The organism is Sphingomonas sp. PP-CE-1G-424, from assembly GCF_004341085.1.
Taxonomy (GTDB): Bacteria; Pseudomonadota; Alphaproteobacteria; order Sphingomonadales; family Sphingomonadaceae; genus Sphingomonas.
In genome coordinates, this window is record NZ_SLXW01000003.1 from 202,155 (window position 1) to 219,791 (window position 17,637).

10 protein-coding genes are annotated in these 17,637 nt (G+C 65.2%); 2 read left to right on the top strand and 8 right to left on the bottom strand.

Features of this window, described 5'->3' with window-relative positions:
- Position 1: 1 nt before the first annotated feature.
- Positions 2 to 763 carry a GntR family transcriptional regulator gene (locus tag C8J43_RS11185; protein ID WP_133030974.1) on the bottom strand — a complete coding sequence of 254 codons (762 nt, stop codon included), beginning with the start codon at positions 761 to 763 and terminating at the stop codon, positions 2 to 4.
- Positions 764 to 842: 79 nt separating this feature from the next.
- Positions 843 to 3,731, bottom strand: coding sequence for a beta-galactosidase GalA (gene galA, locus C8J43_RS11190; protein ID WP_133030975.1), 2,889 nt, complete (start codon positions 3,729 to 3,731; stop codon positions 843 to 845).
- Between the two features lie 329 nt (positions 3,732 to 4,060).
- On the opposite strand from galA, the gene C8J43_RS11195 reads away from it, so the two are divergent.
- On the top strand, positions 4,061 to 6,190 hold the full coding sequence (locus C8J43_RS11195) for a TonB-dependent siderophore receptor (protein WP_243645539.1): 2,130 nt from the start codon (positions 4,061 to 4,063) through the stop codon (positions 6,188 to 6,190).
- A gap of 36 nt (positions 6,191 to 6,226) precedes the next feature.
- Here C8J43_RS11195 and C8J43_RS11200 read toward each other — a convergent pair whose 3' ends face one another.
- The 6 genes from C8J43_RS11200 to C8J43_RS11225 all read right to left on the bottom strand — a co-directional run bounded on the left by C8J43_RS11200 (position 6,227) and on the right by C8J43_RS11225 (position 16,131).
- Entirely contained in the window at positions 6,227 to 7,873 is a 1,647-nt protein-coding gene (locus tag C8J43_RS11200) for a glycoside hydrolase family 32 protein (protein ID WP_133030976.1), read from the bottom strand.
- A gap of 128 nt (positions 7,874 to 8,001) precedes the next feature.
- On the bottom strand, positions 8,002 to 10,896 hold the full coding sequence (locus tag C8J43_RS11205) for a TonB-dependent receptor (protein WP_243645540.1): 2,895 nt from the start codon (positions 10,894 to 10,896) through the stop codon (positions 8,002 to 8,004).
- Between the two features lie 114 nt (positions 10,897 to 11,010).
- The gene (locus tag C8J43_RS11210) at positions 11,011 to 12,525 is read right to left on the bottom strand and encodes a glycoside hydrolase family 32 protein (RefSeq protein WP_133030977.1); all 1,515 of its coding nucleotides are present in this window, start codon (positions 12,523 to 12,525) and stop codon (positions 11,011 to 11,013) included.
- Positions 12,522 to 13,898: a sugar porter family MFS transporter gene (locus C8J43_RS11215; RefSeq protein WP_207893380.1), complete on the bottom strand. Its 1,377-nt coding sequence runs from the start codon at positions 13,896 to 13,898 to the stop codon at positions 12,522 to 12,524. Before C8J43_RS11215 ends, C8J43_RS11210 begins: the two co-directional genes overlap by 4 nt.
- Positions 13,891 to 14,853 carry an ROK family protein gene (locus C8J43_RS11220; protein WP_133030978.1) on the bottom strand — a complete coding sequence of 321 codons (963 nt, stop codon included), beginning with the start codon at positions 14,851 to 14,853 and terminating at the stop codon, positions 13,891 to 13,893. Before C8J43_RS11220 ends, C8J43_RS11215 begins: the two co-directional genes overlap by 8 nt.
- 189 nt (positions 14,854 to 15,042) lie before the next feature.
- Positions 15,043 to 16,131: an ROK family transcriptional regulator gene (locus C8J43_RS11225; RefSeq protein WP_243645541.1), complete on the bottom strand. Its 1,089-nt coding sequence runs from the start codon at positions 16,129 to 16,131 to the stop codon at positions 15,043 to 15,045.
- Between the two features lie 337 nt (positions 16,132 to 16,468).
- On the opposite strand from C8J43_RS11225, the gene C8J43_RS11230 reads away from it, so the two are divergent.
- Positions 16,469 to 17,602 carry an ROK family transcriptional regulator gene (locus C8J43_RS11230; RefSeq protein ID WP_133030979.1) on the top strand — a complete coding sequence of 378 codons (1,134 nt, stop codon included), beginning with the start codon at positions 16,469 to 16,471 and terminating at the stop codon, positions 17,600 to 17,602.
- Positions 17,603 to 17,637 lie beyond the last annotated feature (35 nt).

The window sequence follows — 17,637 nt, forward strand, 5'->3', positions numbered from 1 at the left end:
GTCAGCTGTGGTGGAGTTCTGCGACGAGGTCGTAGGCGTCGCCGCGATAATAGGAATGCGTGACCTCGATCACGCGGCCATCGGCGGCGAACGAGCGCCGTTCGATCATCAGCCCCGGGTCACGCTCCTCGATGCCGAGCAGCACGGCGTGCTCCTTGCCGAAGCAGATCGCGCGGACGCGTTGCAGCGCCCGTACGGGGCGGTTTCCGTTGGCGGCGAGTGCGCCATAAAGCGAGGACACGACATCATCGAGCCGCTTCAGGCCCCAACTCGGCACCGTGGCATATTCGACCGCCATCGTCTCGTCGTCGGCGAAGCGGATGCGCTGGAAACGGAAGACGTGCGACCCGGGCGACAGACCCAGCGCGAGCGCCTCCTCGGGAGTCACCGACCCTTCGGACCGATCGATCCACTCGCTGGACGGGCGCCGGCCGCGTGCCAGCATGTCTTCGGAGAAGGACGACAGCGCGGAGAAGTTCTTCTCGACGCGGCTGGCATCCTGCGCGCCCGGGCTTCGCGCTACGAACGTGCCGGCGCCCCGCCGTCGTTCAAGCAGACCATCGGTGACCAGCGCCTCCAGTGCCTTGCGGATCGTCACGCGCGATAGCTGGAACTCGTCGCACAGTTCGCGTTCGCTCGGCAGCGCGGTACCCGCCGCGAGCCGTCGGGTTTCGATCGCGGTGCGAATCAGGCCTTGCAACCACAGATAGCGCGGGCCGCTGCTGGTCGCGGCCGTAACGTCTAGGAGGTCGATGAACGCCATAGAGGTTTGGCGTAACACTTGCCGCCGCACATGTCATACATCCGTTGGACACGGTGGCCGCGGATGGTTCCCACTCGCCCTACCAGACCGCTACGCTGCGGCTGAGACCGGTCGCCTCGCCTGGGTCGGCCTGGAGCAGCAGCGTCACGACGCGCTCCTGCTCGCCCGCCGACAGGGTCGCGACCATCGCTGCTTCTGCCGGGTCGCTTTTGGTGGCGACGCGTTGGCCATCGCACCATAGTTCCGCGCGGCCGATCACCCCGGCAAAATGCAGCGTGCCACCGCGGGCTGCGACGTGCCGACGCGGCATGAAGCGACCCTGGATCAGCGTGTAGGCGCGCGCGGGCTGCGCCTCCTCGAGCCGTCCGGTGCGAACGTAGCTCAGGCTGCGCCATTGCTGCGCCGGGTAGATCGTCCGCGCGTCGGGCGCCTGCGCGACGAACGGCGTGCGCCGCCATTCGCCGAGATGGTGAACCGACGGCGTCACCGCGACGGCGCGGGTCTGCGCAGCGACCAGCGGAAACGCGACGCGCGTGGGAGTCAGCCCGGCGACGCGCGCGGTCAGTACCAGTTGCTTGGCGCCGGGAAGCGATCGCACCAGCACTTGCGCGAAACCGTTGAAAAGCTTGCGGGCATTGCCCTGTTCCGGGTCGTGATCGTTGGGATTGCCGTTGCCGACGCCGATGATCTCGCCGCCCTCGACCGCGAAGGTGACGGTGTCGTTCGCGGTGGGCACGTGGAGGCCGTTCGCATCGATCAGGTCGACGCTGATCGGCTGCACGTCGGCACCGTCGCCGAGCATCATCGGGCGATCGGGCGTCAGCCGCAGCGTGGCGGCCTGGCCCGCGGTCGCGACGCTGGCGCGGACGACTTCGCGACCGCCGCGGTAGCCGATCGCTTCGAGTATGCCCGGCGCGAACGGCACCTGCCATTCGAGCGTTTCGAACGGCTTGCACGTCTGGCGGCCGATCGGCTTGCCGTTGAGCGACAGCGCCACCGCCTCGACATTGGTCGGCACCATCACCTTGATCGGCTGGCCCTCGCGCCCGGCCCAGTTCCAGTGCGGGCCGATCGCGATCACCGGCTCCGCGGTGATCCACTGCGCGCGCCGGAGATGATACGCCATCTTGGCGAACCCGCACAGGTCGAGGATGCCGAACGAGCTCGATGCCGCCGGCCAGGGCAGCGGCGTCGGTTCGCCGTGATAGTCGAACCCGGTCCAGACGAAGGTCGCGGCGATGAACGGGCGGCTGCCGATCATCTGCCAGCTCTCGTGATGCGTCAGTCCCCATTCGGGCGCTTCGGTATCGTAGGAGGTCAGCACGTTGCGCGCCGTGTCGCTCGTCCACTCGCCGCGCGTCATCACCGCGCTGGTATCTTCCGTGCTGAGCAGCGGGCGGTCGGGGTGAAGTTTGTGGTAACGATCGTACCAGCCGTGCTTGTAGTTGAAGCCGACCACGTCGACCGCATCGGCGCCGTTCAGCGGCGTGAACATGCCGTCGTTCATCGCGGCGGTGACGGGGCGGGTATCGTCCAGCGCCTTCACCGCGGCGGCGAGGCGGCGGACCATCTCATAGCCCTGTTCGCTGCCCTGCATCGGCTCTTCGTTGAGCACCGACCACAGGATGATGCTGGGCCGGTTGCGGTCGCGGCGGACCATCCATTCGAGGTGCGCCAGATACTCGGGGCTGGGATTGAAATGGCGGTTCTCGGCCATCACCAGCATGCCGAGCCGGTCGCACGCATCGAGCATGCCGGCGTCGGCGGTGCCATGCGTGAAACGGATCGCGTTGGCGCCGATCTGCTTCAGGCGCCGCACGCGCCACTCCATCAGCGCAGCGGGCACCGCGACGCCGACGCCGGCATGGTCCTGATGGATGCACACGCCCTTGATCTTCAGTGGCACGCCATTGAGGTGGAAACCCGACGCCGCATCGAACCTCGCAGTCCGGAAACCGATCTCAGTACGGCGGCTGTCGATGGTCTTGCCGCCCTGCACCAGCCGCGTGTGCATCGTGTAGAGCGTCGGCGTCTCGGGGGACCACAGGTTTGGTCGCGCGACCGGCAGCAGCATCGTAGCGGTTGCCGTCGCCAGCGGGGCCGCGGTGGCGGTGGCACTCGACTGCGCCACGGTGCGACCGTTCGCGTCCTGCAACACCGCTTCGACCGTCGCCTGACCCGGCGTGGCACCGGCATTGCCGAGCGTTACCGTGACCGGTATCTGCCAGCCGCCGCCCGCCTGCGCGCGCGGCGTCGCGTGCACACCATCGGTCGCGATATGCAGCGCGGGACGCACCGCCAGCCAGCAATCGCGGTACAGCCCGGCGCCCTCATACCACCAGCCTTCCATGACATCGCCGTCGACGCGGATCGCGATGGTGTTGGGTTCGTCGCCGAAGCGGGCATAGGGCGTGAGATCGACGGTCTGCTGGACATAGCCGGACAGGCTGTGCGCGACCGGCACGCCGTTGAACCAGACGGTGGCGTTGTTGGCCATCCCGCCGAGTTGGAGTTCGAGATACTGGCCGTGCCAGTCAGCCGGCAGAACGACGTAGCGGCGATACCAGCCGACGCCGCGACGGCGATACCCGAACGCGTCGTTCTGATCGGATTCGACCGGGTGCGCGATCGCCCAGTCATGCGGAAGCTGCACGGCGGTCCAGTTGGAATCGTCGTAGTCCAGACCGGCGGCGCCCTGCGCGTTGCCCGCCTTGGTCGCGGCATAGGTCTCGTCGTTGCCACGCACGGCGGGGACGGGGATGTCGCCTTCATGGAACAGCCAGCCATGGTTGAGGGCGATCAGGCTCGGGTCGGCGGGTGCGTGCGGCGAGGGTAGATGACCGAGCGGGATCGGCATGTCAGGCGATAGCGCTGTACCGGTCGGACCACGACGTTCTGGCAGAGAGGGTTGCGCCAACGACACGGCAAGCGCCGACGACGAAACGACGAAACTGCGACGGTCGAGCATCTGGCCTCCCTGGATACATCTGCAAGGCCAAAACAATACATCAACGCTTGACGCGCTCAACTGCCAAATCCGCGGATGCCGATCGCAGCCTGTAACCTTACTCTTTGCCGATGCGGACGATGCCTACGACGATCGCAAATTTGGCTGATGCGGTTTGCCTCTTGGCTAGGTTTCTCTGCCTGGCTGTTGGCGAAACCCACTGAGGCCAATCTAGGTATTGGTCCGCGACGCGATCGATCCGCGACACATTGTTGCAATCCACTCGCATTAGCCATAAGCGGGCGAAATCGCTGCAGCGGAGAACCGCGGGCGAAACCAAGGGATCGTCGATGCGTCAAAGTTACAGCCGGAGCGCCCGTCGGACCGTAGCCTATGCGAGCCTGAGCGTGATCGCGTTGGGTATCGGGATTGGCCTGCCGATGACGGCATACGCGCAGGACGCCGCCGACCGCGACGTGGCGAGCGGTGGCAGAAGCGATATCGTCGTTACCGCGCGGAAGGCGAGTGCCAGCATCCTGGGCAGCGACGTACCGATCAGAATCTACCCGCAATCCGTGCGCGTGTTCGGCCAAAAGGAACTCGAGGCGCTCAACACCACCCGGCTCGACGACGTGCTCGATCTTGCCGGCGGCGTGTCGCGCCAGAACGATTTCGGTGGACTATGGGACAAGTACGCGATCCGCGGATTTGCCGGCGACGAGAACGCCGGTCCGGACATCATGATCAACCGCTTCAGCAGCAATCTCGGCTACAACGCGCCCATCGACACCGCGACGGTCGAGCGGATCGAGGTGCTGAAAGGGGCCGGCGCAGCGCTATCCGGCCGGGGCGAGCCTGGCGGATCGATCAATATCGTCACCAAGGCGCCACTCGATCACCTTCATGCTTCGGCCAGCGCCAGTTATGGAAGCTGGAACAGCGGGAGGCTGACGGGCGACGTCGGCGGACCGATCGCCAAGGGGGTGTCCGTTCGGCTGATCGGCGTCGGCGAGGAGCATGGCAGCTTCCGTGACCATGTCGAAGGATCGCGCCGCCTGATCGCGCCGTCGGTGTCATGGCAGGCGTCCGACGCGCTGCGCGTCCTCTACCAGGCCGAGTATATGCGTAACGAAGCGACGCTGGATCGCGGCGTGGTCGGCATAGCGGGCAATGCGCGGGCGATGGACCGGGACACGTTCCTGGGCGAACCGGCGGACGGACCGATTGTCCAGAAGATCCTGTGGCAACAGGCCACGGTCTTCGCGGACCTGGGCAATGGTATCGGGCTCGAGATCGGCGGCAGCCAGCGTGGCGGTTCGCTACGCGGGTTCGGCACCATGGTCGATTTCGGCGCTCGCGGCCTCCAGGCGAACGGACTCACCGCCGGGCGCGACCGCCGCTATCATGATTTCGCGTGGGACGACCTCACGCTGCGCGCGGAATTGACGGGATCGCTGCGCTTCCTGGGCCTGGACCATGACCTGCGTCTCGGCGTCGACAGGGTGCGCCACTTCATGGACTTTCGGCTCGATCGCGCGCGCGGCACGACCACCCGCCCGCTCCTGGTTATCGACCTGTTCAACCCGGTCTACGGCCAGCCCTTGCCGGTACCGCCGGCCAACGTCAGTCGTACCGAATCTTTTCGTAGCGAAAGCGTGTATGCGCAGGATATCGTCCGCGCGGGCGATTTTACGCTGCTGCTCGGCGCGCGGTGGAACAGCTTTCGACAGACCGTGCGCAATCGGCTGACCGGCAATGCCGATCTCGATACGGTGGACCGTGGTGTGACGCCGCGCGCCGCTTTGTCATGGCAGCTCGGCAAGGGCCTGTCGCTCTACACGAGCTGGGGGCAATCCTTGCGGCTCAATCCATCCGACGGCATTTCCACGTTCGACGCGGAACGGAGCCGCTCGACCGAAGTGGGCGCCAAGTTCGCGGTCCTGCACGGCGTGGTGACGGGGCAGGCGGCAGTGTTCGACATGGAGAAGCGCAACGTCCTGAATCCTAACGCGACCGACCCGTTCGTGAAAAGCCAGATCGGGCGCCAGCGTTCGCGGGGCGCCGAAGCGGAAGCCACGGTGAACGTGACGGACGATCTCTACGCCACGGCCACATACACCTATGTCGACGCGACCGTCCGGCAGGACGTGGACCGGACGCTGATCGGTACGCGCTTGTCGAACGTGCCCAAGAACGCGTGGGCGCTGTTTGCCGTCAAACAGATCGGCGGGCTGTCGGTGGGCGGTGGTGTAAGCCACTCGGGGAGCCGGGCTGGCGATCCGTTCGCCAGCGGGTATCGTCTGCCGGCCTACACCATCGCGCGCGCGAATTTGAGCTATACCGTGTCGGAGCACCTGACGGTGCGCGTCGATATCGATAACATCTTCGACAAATATTACATCTCGAGCTCGTACGCCAACGTGTGGACGACGCCGGGGGCGCCGCGCAACGTGCGACTGACAATAACCTCACGCCTGTGAAGGTCGTCCGGTGTAAGGTCGTCCGGCCGGATGACCTTAGAGCGCCGACAAAACGGGTTTCGATCGGCTGGAGTTATCGACAGGCCTGATCGCGACGTCCGACACGGTCACGCTGCTGCCAATGCTCTTCAGGTGCAGTTCGGTGGCATCGAGTGGCGCGGTGATGAGGGCCGACATCGTCGCCGTTCCATCGGTGAGAAAAAGCTCCACCGAACCGGAGTCGATGAACAGGCTGATCTTCACAGCGCCCTTGGTGAAGTCGCAGGCGATACTTCGGGGCTGTCGCCATACATCGCCGTCCGGCTGATTGGGGCCGCTATCGTTCCGCTCCAGGCAGATGATATTGTCGTGCGCCCTGAAGATGAATCTGGTCGCAAAGCGGTCATCGGCTCGAACCGATAGCACGACCTTGGCTGGCCAGATCTGGCCGACCCGGGCGATCGCGAGATCGATACGACACGCTGCGGTTTGTGCACCTGCCGGCCAGACATATTCCGACCCTTCGGTGATCGTTTGATCCTGTCCGGCAATGGCTTCGGCAAACACCGTATCCTGCGCGGTGAGCGGCGTGCTGATCAGGCGCGGGATATCGCCGACACGCTGAAGCCGTAGCTGGCGAACAAGGCTGAGTTGCCCGCGGTAGTCGTGCGCGATCGGGATTTTCTTCACGTAATCCCAGTTGCTCATCCATGCGATCGCGTACGCCGCGGCGAGGGGATCAGCCGCCGCCGGATCGGTCCAGACCACTGCGGCATAGAAATCCGCACCGCCGTCGACCCACTGTCCCTCCAGGGCATCCGCGGTGAAACTCGTCCCGTCGAATTCGCCGACCCAATAATAGGCGCCCACGGTAAAGCCGAGTTTGGTGCCGTTGCCGCCGACCAGCAATATCCATTTGTCTGCCGAGATCTCGCCGTTCGCGTCGTACAGATGCAGCTTGAAGAGGTGCGAGCATTCCATGATGCGGCCAACGATCGTCGAGGCGAAGCCGCTGGCATAGGTCCACTGCTTGAGATTGGTGGAAGTGTAGATCCCGATCCTGCCTTCCTCGGAGAGCGTCATCACCCAGCGTTCGGTCGGCGCATGCCATAACACGGTGGGATCGCGGAAATCCTTGTGACCGCCGGGATTGGGCAGGACGATGTCATGGAACGCGAAACTCGCGCCGCTGTCCTGCGAGTACCACAAGGCGCAGGACTGGCCGGCGCCCGGCACCGGCATCGTGACGAGGGTGACGAGCGTGCCGGCGCCGAAACTCGCCGTGTTCGCCGTATCCACGACGGTACTGCCGCTCCACACGTCGCCGAAGCGCGTCGTGTTGCGGGGAATCGCGATGCCTCGGTCCTGCCATGTGACGAGGTCCTTCGACGTCCAGCGCCGCCAGCTGGTACCGCCGGTAGGGTAGGTGGGATTGTAGAGCCCCCACAGCGTCCAGGTGTCGCCGATCTTCAGCGGACGCTGCGGATCGTTGATCCAGCCACCGGCGGGGGCAGCGATGTGATAACGCGGTCGACCATTCGACAGTTGGGGTGTGCCGGCTGGCGGGGGCGGAAATGATACCTCCGAGCCGGTCATCGGGTTGGCGCTGGCTCGGGCCAACGACTGCCCGCAGGCGTTCACCATCGGCAGCGAGGCGATCAGGCCGAGCGTCGTGCGCCGGGTGTAGAGTGTCTCGCGCGTCAAGGCCTCGGCCTCCTGTTGGCATGGGCTTGGCAAGCGGCCTCCGGCGTCCTGCGACCGGACGGATCAGGAACGGAGATCAAGATCCGTGCGGTGTGGGATCACCACACCGCACGGGGCAGGACAGGGCGCTACATCTTGAAGCGCAGGCCGAGGCTCATGTATCGACCTTCGATCCGGAGATCGCGACCGAAATACTGCGTCTCGTTATAGTAACGGTAGTTCCTGAACGGCTGCGCCAGGATGTTGCTGACGTTGGCTACGAGCGAGATGTTCTTGTACGGCTCGAAGCTCGCCGAGAAATCCAGTCGCGATACCGGACGGACGAGCTCGCCAGCATATTGCGTCTCGTTGATGGTGCGATTGTAGCTGGTCGTGTAGCCGGAGCGCCAGTTGTACGAGAGGCGCGCGGACACCTTGCCCTTCTCGTAGAAGCCGGTGAGATTATAGGCCCATTTGGACAGACCGGTGATCCGCACCTGGCGCTCGCTGTCGCCGAGCGTTTGCGGCAACTGGTTGGTGCCGTCGAGATAGGTGGCGTTCGCCTGCACGCCAAAGCCCGAGAGCAGACCGGGAAGGAAGTCGAAGAACGTCTGCGCCGAGGCCTCGATACCCTTGATGCGTCCGTTGCCCGCATTCTCGGGACGGTTGAGCTGGACGCGGCCGTAGATCGGGTCGTTCACGACCTGCGTGTAGTCGCCGATGAAGCCGTTGAGATCGCGGTAGAACGCGGCGACCGATGCCGACCCGTTCTTGGAGAAATACCATTCCAGTGTGGAGTCGTAGTTCTTCGACGTCAGCGGGCGCAGGTTCGGATTGCCGCCCGAGCCGGTCGCATCGAACTGCGGCGGCGAGCCGTCCGGACCGGGGCTGTTGGCGGTGATGTTGAGCGACGGGTTCAACTGACCGAACCCCGGGCGGGTCCGCGTCTGCGTGTAGCCGAGACGCATCTGCCACTTGCGCGAGAAGCGAACGCGCGCGATCGCGGACGGCAGGACGTCGACATAGTTCTGCCTGGTCGTCGTCGGCACGATGCCGACGCTGCCGTTGCTCGCCTGTACGCGACTGAAACCGCGATACGCGCCATCGGTGTTGACGATGCGCGCGCCGGCGGTGCCGTCGACCTCGATACCGCCGAGGTCGAAGGCGAACTTGCCCTGGCCGTAGAATGCGTAGGTTGCCTCGCTGGCGGTGAAGCCGCCCAGCGGATCGACCGGGATTTCAGCCGTGGCGTACTTGGTCACGGCATCGCGGATGCCGCCATCGTTCGGAAACAGCACGGTGGCGCGCTGGACCGACTGATAGGCTAGCTGACGCAACGCCTCGCTGTTGGCGATCATCGCGTCGCGGTTGGGCGCGAGCCAGTTCTGGAAGCGCTGTGGATCGTTGCGGAACCCGTCCGTGATCACCTCGAGTGCGCCGGTGGGAAGGCTGGCGAGGGGAATGTTGAGACCAGCCGTGTAGGCGTAGCGGGTGTTGTTCTGCGACGACGCATTGCGGTCGCTGGCCCGGACGCCGAACTGAAGATGCGGCAGGAAGCTCCAGTCGGTTTCGAGATCGAGATCGAAACGCCCCTGAAGGCCGTTGCCCTTCGCGACGAACTCGCGCTGGTTCAGACCACGCCAGCGCGCGGTGTCCGGATTGGTGATGTTGTACCCGCCCAGATCGAACACCGCCGACCCGCGCGCATTCCAGTCGACGTTGATGGTCGGCGCGGTGGCAAGCTGTGAATCGACGGTGATCTCCGACGCCTTGTAGCGGCTGTTGGTGTACGCGAAATCACCCGACAGCGTCGCGCGGCCGGTCGTCCACTTGAAGCCTAAGGCGCCCTGATAGGTGTCCGTGCGATCGTCCTGCGCGACGCGGGAAAACTCGGGAACGTAACCACCGGTCTTGGTGAAGCTCGCGGCCTTGTTCGGTTCGCCGGGTACCAGCACGACGTTGCTGAGCGTGGGGGCGACTCCGTTGGCGTCGGGACGTTCGAAGTTGACGTTGAACGAGTCCCGCAGGACGTTGCCGCGATACGCCTGCCAGAGACCTTCCGCGTAGACTTCGAGATTGGCCGACGGGCGCCACTGGATCGTGCCATTGATGGCGGGCCGGTGACGGACGCCCTTCTCGTAGAAATTGCCGGCGTTTGCCGGAAAACTGAAGTTGCCGACGCCAGGGGTGGTGACGGTCAGGTCGTCGGCGGGCGTGTCGACGCCGAAACCGCGCGGCGTGATGACGGCGGAATCCGCATAGCGATCGGCATTGCGGTACGTGGTGCGCGTATAGCTGAGGTTCACCAGCGCGCCGATCTCGCCGATCGGCGTATCCCAACGCTTGGTCAGGAGGAGGTTGCCCGACGGGTCGAACGCCTTGGACTGATCATTGTACGATCCACGGATTTCGCCGGCGATCTCGGTGTCCTTCACGTCGAACGGACGACGCGAGCGCAGATTGACCAGCCCTGCCAGACCGGGCTCGATGAGATCCGGCGTCCCCGACTTGTAGACCTCGATGCCCGCGGCGACACCGGCCGGGAAATCCTGGAGATGCAGGACGCGGTCTTCGGCCGAGAAGAACTCGCGCCCGTTGAACGTCGTGGCGACGTCCGGCAGGCCGCGCACGAGGATGACGCCGGCTTCGTCGTTGTAGCGCAGGACGGTGACGCCGACGATCCGCGAGATGGCTTCGGCAGCGTTGTTGTCCGGCAGTTTGCCGATATCGTCGGAGACGACCGCGTCGACGATCGAAGACGAATTGCGCTTGAGTTCCTGCGCGGAGCCAAGCGCGGCGCGGTAACCGGTGACGACGATGTCCTTGTCCGCGCCTGCCGACGCGTTCTCGGGCGCGGCGTCCGACTGCACCTGCGCTGCGCTGGTCGGCGCGGGGCTCGGCACCGGATCGCTGGACGTCTGTGCCGGTGTGGCGCCGGTCTGGTTGGTGGCCGGCGACACATCGGTTTGCGCCCAAGCGGCGGATGCCACGATCATCGGTACGATCGCCGCGGACGCCAGCAAGGCGTGAAAAGACCTCGTCATAAAAATCCCCTTTTTATTACGTTATTGTGTGTTCGATCGTTGGTGGCCCGGGTCTTGAGCCCGATAGTCAGCCTGTATCCGGCACACTCGCCCGCCAGGGTTCGCGACCTGTCATCACTTCGCCGCCGTCTTCACTGCGCCGGCGGTCATCGACCATGCGGTGAGCTTCAGTTGCGCACTGCCGCCGCGCGAGGACGCGCTCCACCGGAGCGGTCCACTGCCACGGAAGAACCGGTCGGTGATCGTGCGCTCGCCGTCGTTGATGAAGACTTCCAGGATCGACTCGTCGGCCAGAATGCGCAGCTTCACGCGGCGGGTTTTCAGGTCGACCGGGGCGACGTGGCGGGCGGCGAACCCGTCATGGAAATGCGGCCCCGAGCGCGTCCGATCGACGAAGACCTCGTTCACGGCCGGGTTGACGCCGACGACGGTCTGATAGCCTTCGCCATCGGTGAGCGTGATCGCCACCTGCTCGGACGAACCAGCGTCGATCGCCAACTGCAAATCCGCCGAGCCGCTCTGGACGGGAAGCGCGGTCGGGCTGTCGCGCAGCGTGGCGGCGAAATCCTGTCGGTTGCCGTGTAGAGCTGCGACCTCGCGCACCGGCGCCTGCAGGATGCGATACCCCTCGGGCGATTTCCGCAGCGTAACCTGGCGCGGGACGGTCATCAGTCCGCGCGACGGCCAAGTCGGGATCGCCTCCGCATAGCGCCAGTCGTTCGCCCAGCCGATCCAGATGCGTCGGGGATCGTCCTTCGGCAGATCGTTCCAGGACACGGCGGCGTAGAAGTCCGCACCATAGTCCATCCATTGCGCGTCGCCGGGCCAACCCTGCACCGGCGTGAACCGGGTACCGTCGAAGTCGCCGACGAAATACTGACCACCCGAGCCACCACCGACGGCGTTGTCGCCGAGGTTGATGCCGAGGACCCAGCGCTTTTCGCCGGAAGCCCCGCCATCGACCGGCAGTTCGAATAGATCCGGGCACTCCCAGTTTTTCCCGCGACCGCCGGCGGGACCGAAGCTGCTAGCGAACGTCCACTGCTTGAGGTTGGGCGAGGTGAAGATCACCGCGCGGTTCTCCAGCGCCATCACCGCGACCATGACCCAGCGCTTGGTGGCCGCATGCCAGAAGACCTTCGGGTCGCGGAACTCGGGCGATCCGACGCTCAGCACCTCGCCGTGGACGGTCCAGGTCCGACCGCGATCGTTGCTGTAGGCGACGTACTGCGACTGCAGCTTTGCCTTGGGGTTGTGCCCGGTATATATCGCGATCATCGGCGGCTCGCCGTCGCGCCCGAACCCGCTCGTGTTGTTCCAGTCGACAACCGCGCTACCGGAAAACGCCATGACGTCCGCCGTCTCGGGAATCGCGATCGGCAGTTCCTGCCAGTGAACGAGATCGCGGCTGACTGCGTGGCCCCAGTTCATGTGCCCCCAGCGATCGCCATGCGGGTTGTACTGGTAGAACAGGTGATATTCGCCGTCATAGTAGACGAGCCCGTTGGGGTCGTTCATCCAGTTCTTGGCCGGGGCGAAATGGTAGCTGGGCCGCGGGTCGGCGCGCTGCGCCGATGCCGAGGTTGCGAGAACGGCGGCCGCCGCCACGAGCAATGCGATCGTCTTCATGCTGCCGCTCCGCGCAAATCCATGTCTTCCAGTGCGACACCGTTCGTCTCCGGCATCACCTTCCAGGCCCAGACGAACTGGAGCAGCATCATCGCCCCGAAGAACGCGAACACCCAGCCGCCGACGGCGCTGGCGACCACCGGAAACAGCCAGGTGATGATCGCGGCCATCACCCAGTGCGTGGTCGAGCCGAGCGCCTGACCCTTGCCGCGCACCGAGCTCGGGAAGACCTCGGAGATGAACACCCAGATCACCGCGCCCTGGCTCACGGCGAACGCCGCGATGAAGGCGAGCAATCCGACGAGGATCAGCGTGCCGTCCGGCGCGGCGCGTTCGAGCTGCCAGCCGACCAGAAGCAAGGCGGCGGCGCAGATGATCGACCCGACGAACAGCAGCGGCTTGCGGCCGAACCGATCGATCAGGAACAGCGCCAGCGCCGTGAACAACAGGTTGGTGCCTCCGACCGCGACCGACTGCAGCAAGGCGCTATCGGCGCCGGCACCCGCCAGCTCGAAGATGCGCGGTGCATAATAGAGCAGCGCGTTGATGCCCGAGAGCTGGTTGAACATCGCAATCGCGATCGCGCAGGCGACGGGGAGCGTGTGCGACGCCTGGAACAGACGCGGAGCACCCTTGACCGCCTCGCGCGTGTCCGCGGCTTCGATGCGGAGAAGTTCGGCATCGGGATCGCTGAACCCGAGACGCGTCATTGCGGCGACTGCACGCTCGCGATGTCCTCGCACGGCCAGCCACCTTGGACTTTCGGGAAGGAAGAACGTGACCACCAGGAACACGGCCGAGGGAATCGCGACGATACCGAACATCCAGCGCCACGCCGTCTCGGGCGGCAACACCTGCGCGATGACATAGTTGGAGAGGAACGCGATGAGGATGCCGAGCACGATGTTCAGCTGGTTCATCGCCACCAGGCGACCGCGGAACCGTGCAGGCGACACCTCGGCGATATAGATAGGCGTCACGACCGACGCGGCACCGATCGCCACGCCGCCAAGGAAGCGGAACGCGATCAGCACGTACCAGTCGTGCGCCAGCGCAGTCCCGAGCGACGACACGACATAGGCGATCGCGACGGACAGCATGATCGCCTTCCGGCCAAACCGATCCGCCGGCGCTCCTGCTATCAGCGATCCCAGGACGGTACCGATCAGCGCCGAGGCGACGGTGAAGCCCAACGACGCCTCGGTCAGCGCGAACTGGTTTTGCAGCGCGTTGGTCGCGCCCGAGATCACGGCGGTATCGAAACCGAACAGGAGGCCACCGAGTGCAGCCCCTGCCGCGCTCATGATGATCGCCGGGGTTGCCCGGGCGTCATCGACGATCCCGGCGTCGCCGGCACTCATAACACTATGCATTGACGGCATCCGCTTCGATGGAGGTGGTTTCGGTGATCGTCCAATGCGTCGGCCACTGCCGCGTCGCCGTCCGATAAGCGAGCGCGAGCGCGCCGGTCAGACCAGCCGACGATCCTGCGGTCGGCGCGGCGACATAGTTGGCCATGTCGATCGTGCGCATGCTGGCATCGTAGCCGGCCAGCTTCGCGGTCAGCGCGCGGCGCACCCGATCGTACATCAGCGGTTGCATGACACCGCCGCCGATGATGATGCGATCGGGGCGTACGGTGTAGGTAAGCGTCGCGCAGAGACCGGCGAGGTAATCCGCCTCGAGGTCCCATGCCGGATGATCCCCGGGCAGTGTTTCGGCCGGTACGCCCCACCGGGCGTGCATCGCGGGCCCACAGGCCAGGCCTTCTAGGCAGTCGCCGTGATACGGACAGATCCCGGCAAACCGGTCGTCGCCCGGCGCGCGGGGCAGCGTGATGTGGCCTGCCTCCGGATGATTGGCACCGCCGTGCGGAGCGCCGTTGATCAGCACGCCGACACCGATGCCCGTGCCGACCGTCACATAGCAGAACGTGTCGAGACCCTGGCCACTGCCGAACAGCCGTTCGCCGACCGCAGCGCAGTTCACGTCGGTATCGAGCGCGGTCGGCGCGGCAATCGTGCGGCCGAAATGCGCGAGGAGGTCGACGTTCTGCCAGCCCGCTTTCGGGGTCGACGTGATGCAGCCGTAGTCGGCAGCAACACGATTCAACGACAGCGGGCCGAAGCTTCCGATCGAGAAGGCCGCGAGCGTGCCATGCCGCCGTGCTGCTTCGGCGAAAAAGGCGCTTGCTGCGCCGAGCGTCTCGTCCGGCGTCGTGGTGGGGATGCGAGTCTGCATCAACGGCGTGCCGTCACGATCGGCAATGGCACAGAGGAACTTGGTCCCGCCCGCTTCGATCGCACCAAGGAGCAAAGGCTCAACCATGGGCGCTCACCTGAAGACGAACGGACGCCAACAATAGTTCAGAACGAACGAACACGAATTTCCTCTCCCGACACCAGCCACGTCTTCGCGGTCAGCTACTAAATCTACTAATGTGATCTAGTCTGTCAAGGACAGTTAAAAATCCCGTCAATAGAGAGGGATGCGCGTTTTAATTCAGGGGTAAGCGGATCAACCCTTTTTAAACAGGCTCGCCAAGTCCGGGGTGAAGCTCGCGTGAAGGGGAAGCAGGCCTGCTCCTACCGCGGCGGCCAAGTTGCCAAGCGTGCCTTTGCGAATCTCGGGCGCGAAGAAATCTGGTGGCGCATCGGTTGAGAAGTGACGGCGCAGTCCGGCAGCGATGTCGTCCAGACACGCGGGCAAAATTGCGCCATCGATGATCACGGCTTCGAGATCGAGCAGGCTGTTGGCGCTGGTCACCGCGAAGGCCAGTGCCTCGACACACCGAAGCGTCCACGCGGCGCGCTCTTCGTCGCACACGGCTTGGTCGAGCGCGTAGAGCGAGGCGTGGTGGACCAGATAGTCGCTCTTGCCAGCGGCGCAGACCGGCATCGAGGCGAGCGCTCCGGCATTGCCGTGCCGGCCTTGATGCACCCGACCGCCCAAGACGAGTCCGCCACCGACGAACGTGCCGATATTGATCGCGAGAAAATCCTGAAGGTCGACGCCGGCGCCGCATAGCAGCTGCGCCAGGGCCGCGGCGTTACCGTCGTTCTCGAAGAACGTCGGCCAAGTCAGGCCGGCCTGGAGCCGATCCGCCACGTCGGCCCGGCGCCATTCGTCGGCTTGATCCACCGATATGCCAAGTTCGTCGCGCCATTCGCCGAGGAACCACGGCATCGCGATGCCGATGCCCATGAACGCTTCGGCGCTCAACAGGTCCGCCGATGCCAGGTGTTCGTCGATGAACGCGTCGATGTGGCCGAGCACGGTATCGATCGAGGGGAAGCTGCCGGCATGGCGACCGACCGCTTTGCGCTCTCCGTCGAAATCCAGGAGCACGATGGTAGTGTCGCCGCGCCCGACCTCGACGCCAACGGTATATCCCCGCTTGCCGTTGATCCGGTAGATCGTCGCCGGCTGGCCCATGCCACCCGTGCGCTTGCCCGCCTGGAACAGCAGCCCGACCTCGGCCAGTTCATCGACGATGCGGACGACGGCTTGAGGTGACAGGCCCGTCATGCGCGCGAGTTCCGCTTTCGAAGCGCCGTTCACCCGTCGAACGGCCGACAGGATCAGGCGCTCATTATACCGTCGCATTCCGCCAGCATTCGTACCTCGCCGCATGGAATCCACGCCGTATCCTTTCATCCGTTATGCCGGAGCGTCGCGGAGACACTCGCCATCAGGCGTTCGCCGTTCCCCCGATAAGGCACCGGGGCCCATACGGAAGGGTGCGCAGTCCTTTTTTTGGTCGCGATCCATCCGAAGATTTCCTGCAAGACGAGTGTAGCCCTGATTGCCCGACCTCTGGCGCATCCCGCTGCCGCGTGCGTGTCTAACGCCGCCGGATATTATTGACGTACGCGAATTAAATCGAGCAGCGATGCGTACCGGACGCTAGGGCGTGCGTCTCGTCAGTCGGCAGGATGACCGCGTGCACCCGAAACCTGAGATCCTGCTGTCCGAAGATCAGAAACGCATCGTCTGGGATCTGCGGATCAGTGGCCCCAGCGCGCGCACTGCCCTTGCCGACCGTCTCGACATGCACAATGGCGCAGTGACGCGCTTGAGCCGTGAGTTGATCGCGCTCGGGCTGGTCGAAGAGCATGTCCAGGACCAGCGGGCAGGGCGCGGCCGGCCGATCGTACCACTGGGTATATCGAGCCGCGGCGGCTATGCGGCAGGCGCGACGCTGCATCCGGGCTGGCTCGAGATCGCGCTGGTCGATTTCGCCGGCACGGTGATCGTCCGCGATCTTGAGCCGTTCGACAGCCCCGATCCGCGCGCGTTCGTCGAGGCGGTGGACCGACGGTTGCGCGGGCTGAGCATGAGCCACAATGTGCTGCGGTCGCGCTTCCTGGGGCTGGGCGTCGCGGCGACCGGGCCGACGCTCGCGGGCGATCCGACGCGGCGCTGGACGGTCGACTGGTTGCAGGGATGGCGCGATCTCGATCTGCAACGGCTGTTCGCCGACTATCTCGGCCTGCCGGTCTGGATCGAGAATGACGGGACGCTCGCCGCGCTCGCCGAATATTACGACAGCGGGCTGATCCGCACGTGCAGTTCGGCGATCGTCTTCTTCATCGGGCATGGGGTCGGCGGGGGGATTATCGTCGACCGTGCGATCCTGCGCGGCGAGCACGGCAATGCAGGCGAGATCGGCCGGTTGTTCCCGGGGAAATCCAAGCGACCGTCGGGGATCGACCTGCTCGCCGAATTGCAGGCGGCCGGCGCCGACATCCGCGCGCTGAACGAGGTCGAGATGCATCAGGATACGCATGCCGCGTTGATCGACGCGTGGGTCGAGCGGGCTGGAGAGCAGCTGGCGGTCGCCGCCGATAGTGGGGTCGCATGGCTCGATCCCGGCGCGATCGTCGTATCGGGCGCGCTGCCGCTGCCGATCCTCCAAGCGCTCGGTGCAGCGCTGGAACGCGCCGACTGGGCGACGGCCTTCCCCCATTTGCCGCGGCCGAAAATGCATGTGTCGCGACTTGGCAGTTGGGCGGCGGCGGTAGGCGCCGCACTGCTTCCCATCCACCAGCTCGTCGCCCCGAATGCCGAACGATGACGCGATTTATTTCCGGATAAATAAATAAAACTGCC

Bases quoted from the DNA above. Each gene is read 5' to 3' on its own strand.
- C8J43_RS11185 (WP_133030974.1), bottom strand. From the start codon at position 763: ATGGCGTTCATCGACCTCCTAGACGTTACGGCCGCGACCAGCAGCGGC.
- galA (WP_133030975.1), bottom strand. From the start codon at position 3,731: ATGCTCGACCGTCGCAGTTTCGTCGTTTCGTCGTCGGCGCTTGCCGTG.
- C8J43_RS11195 (WP_243645539.1), top strand. From the start codon at position 4,061: ATGCGTCAAAGTTACAGCCGGAGCGCCCGTCGGACCGTAGCCTATGCG.
- C8J43_RS11205 (WP_243645540.1), bottom strand. From the start codon at position 10,896: ATGACGAGGTCTTTTCACGCCTTGCTGGCGTCCGCGGCGATCGTACCG.
- C8J43_RS11210 (WP_133030977.1), bottom strand. From the start codon at position 12,525: ATGAAGACGATCGCATTGCTCGTGGCGGCGGCCGCCGTTCTCGCAACC.
- C8J43_RS11215 (WP_207893380.1), bottom strand. From the start codon at position 13,898: ATGCATAGTGTTATGAGTGCCGGCGACGCCGGGATCGTCGATGACGCC.
- C8J43_RS11220 (WP_133030978.1), bottom strand. From the start codon at position 14,853: ATGGTTGAGCCTTTGCTCCTTGGTGCGATCGAAGCGGGCGGGACCAAG.
- C8J43_RS11225 (WP_243645541.1), bottom strand. From the start codon at position 16,131: ATGCGACGGTATAATGAGCGCCTGATCCTGTCGGCCGTTCGACGGGTG.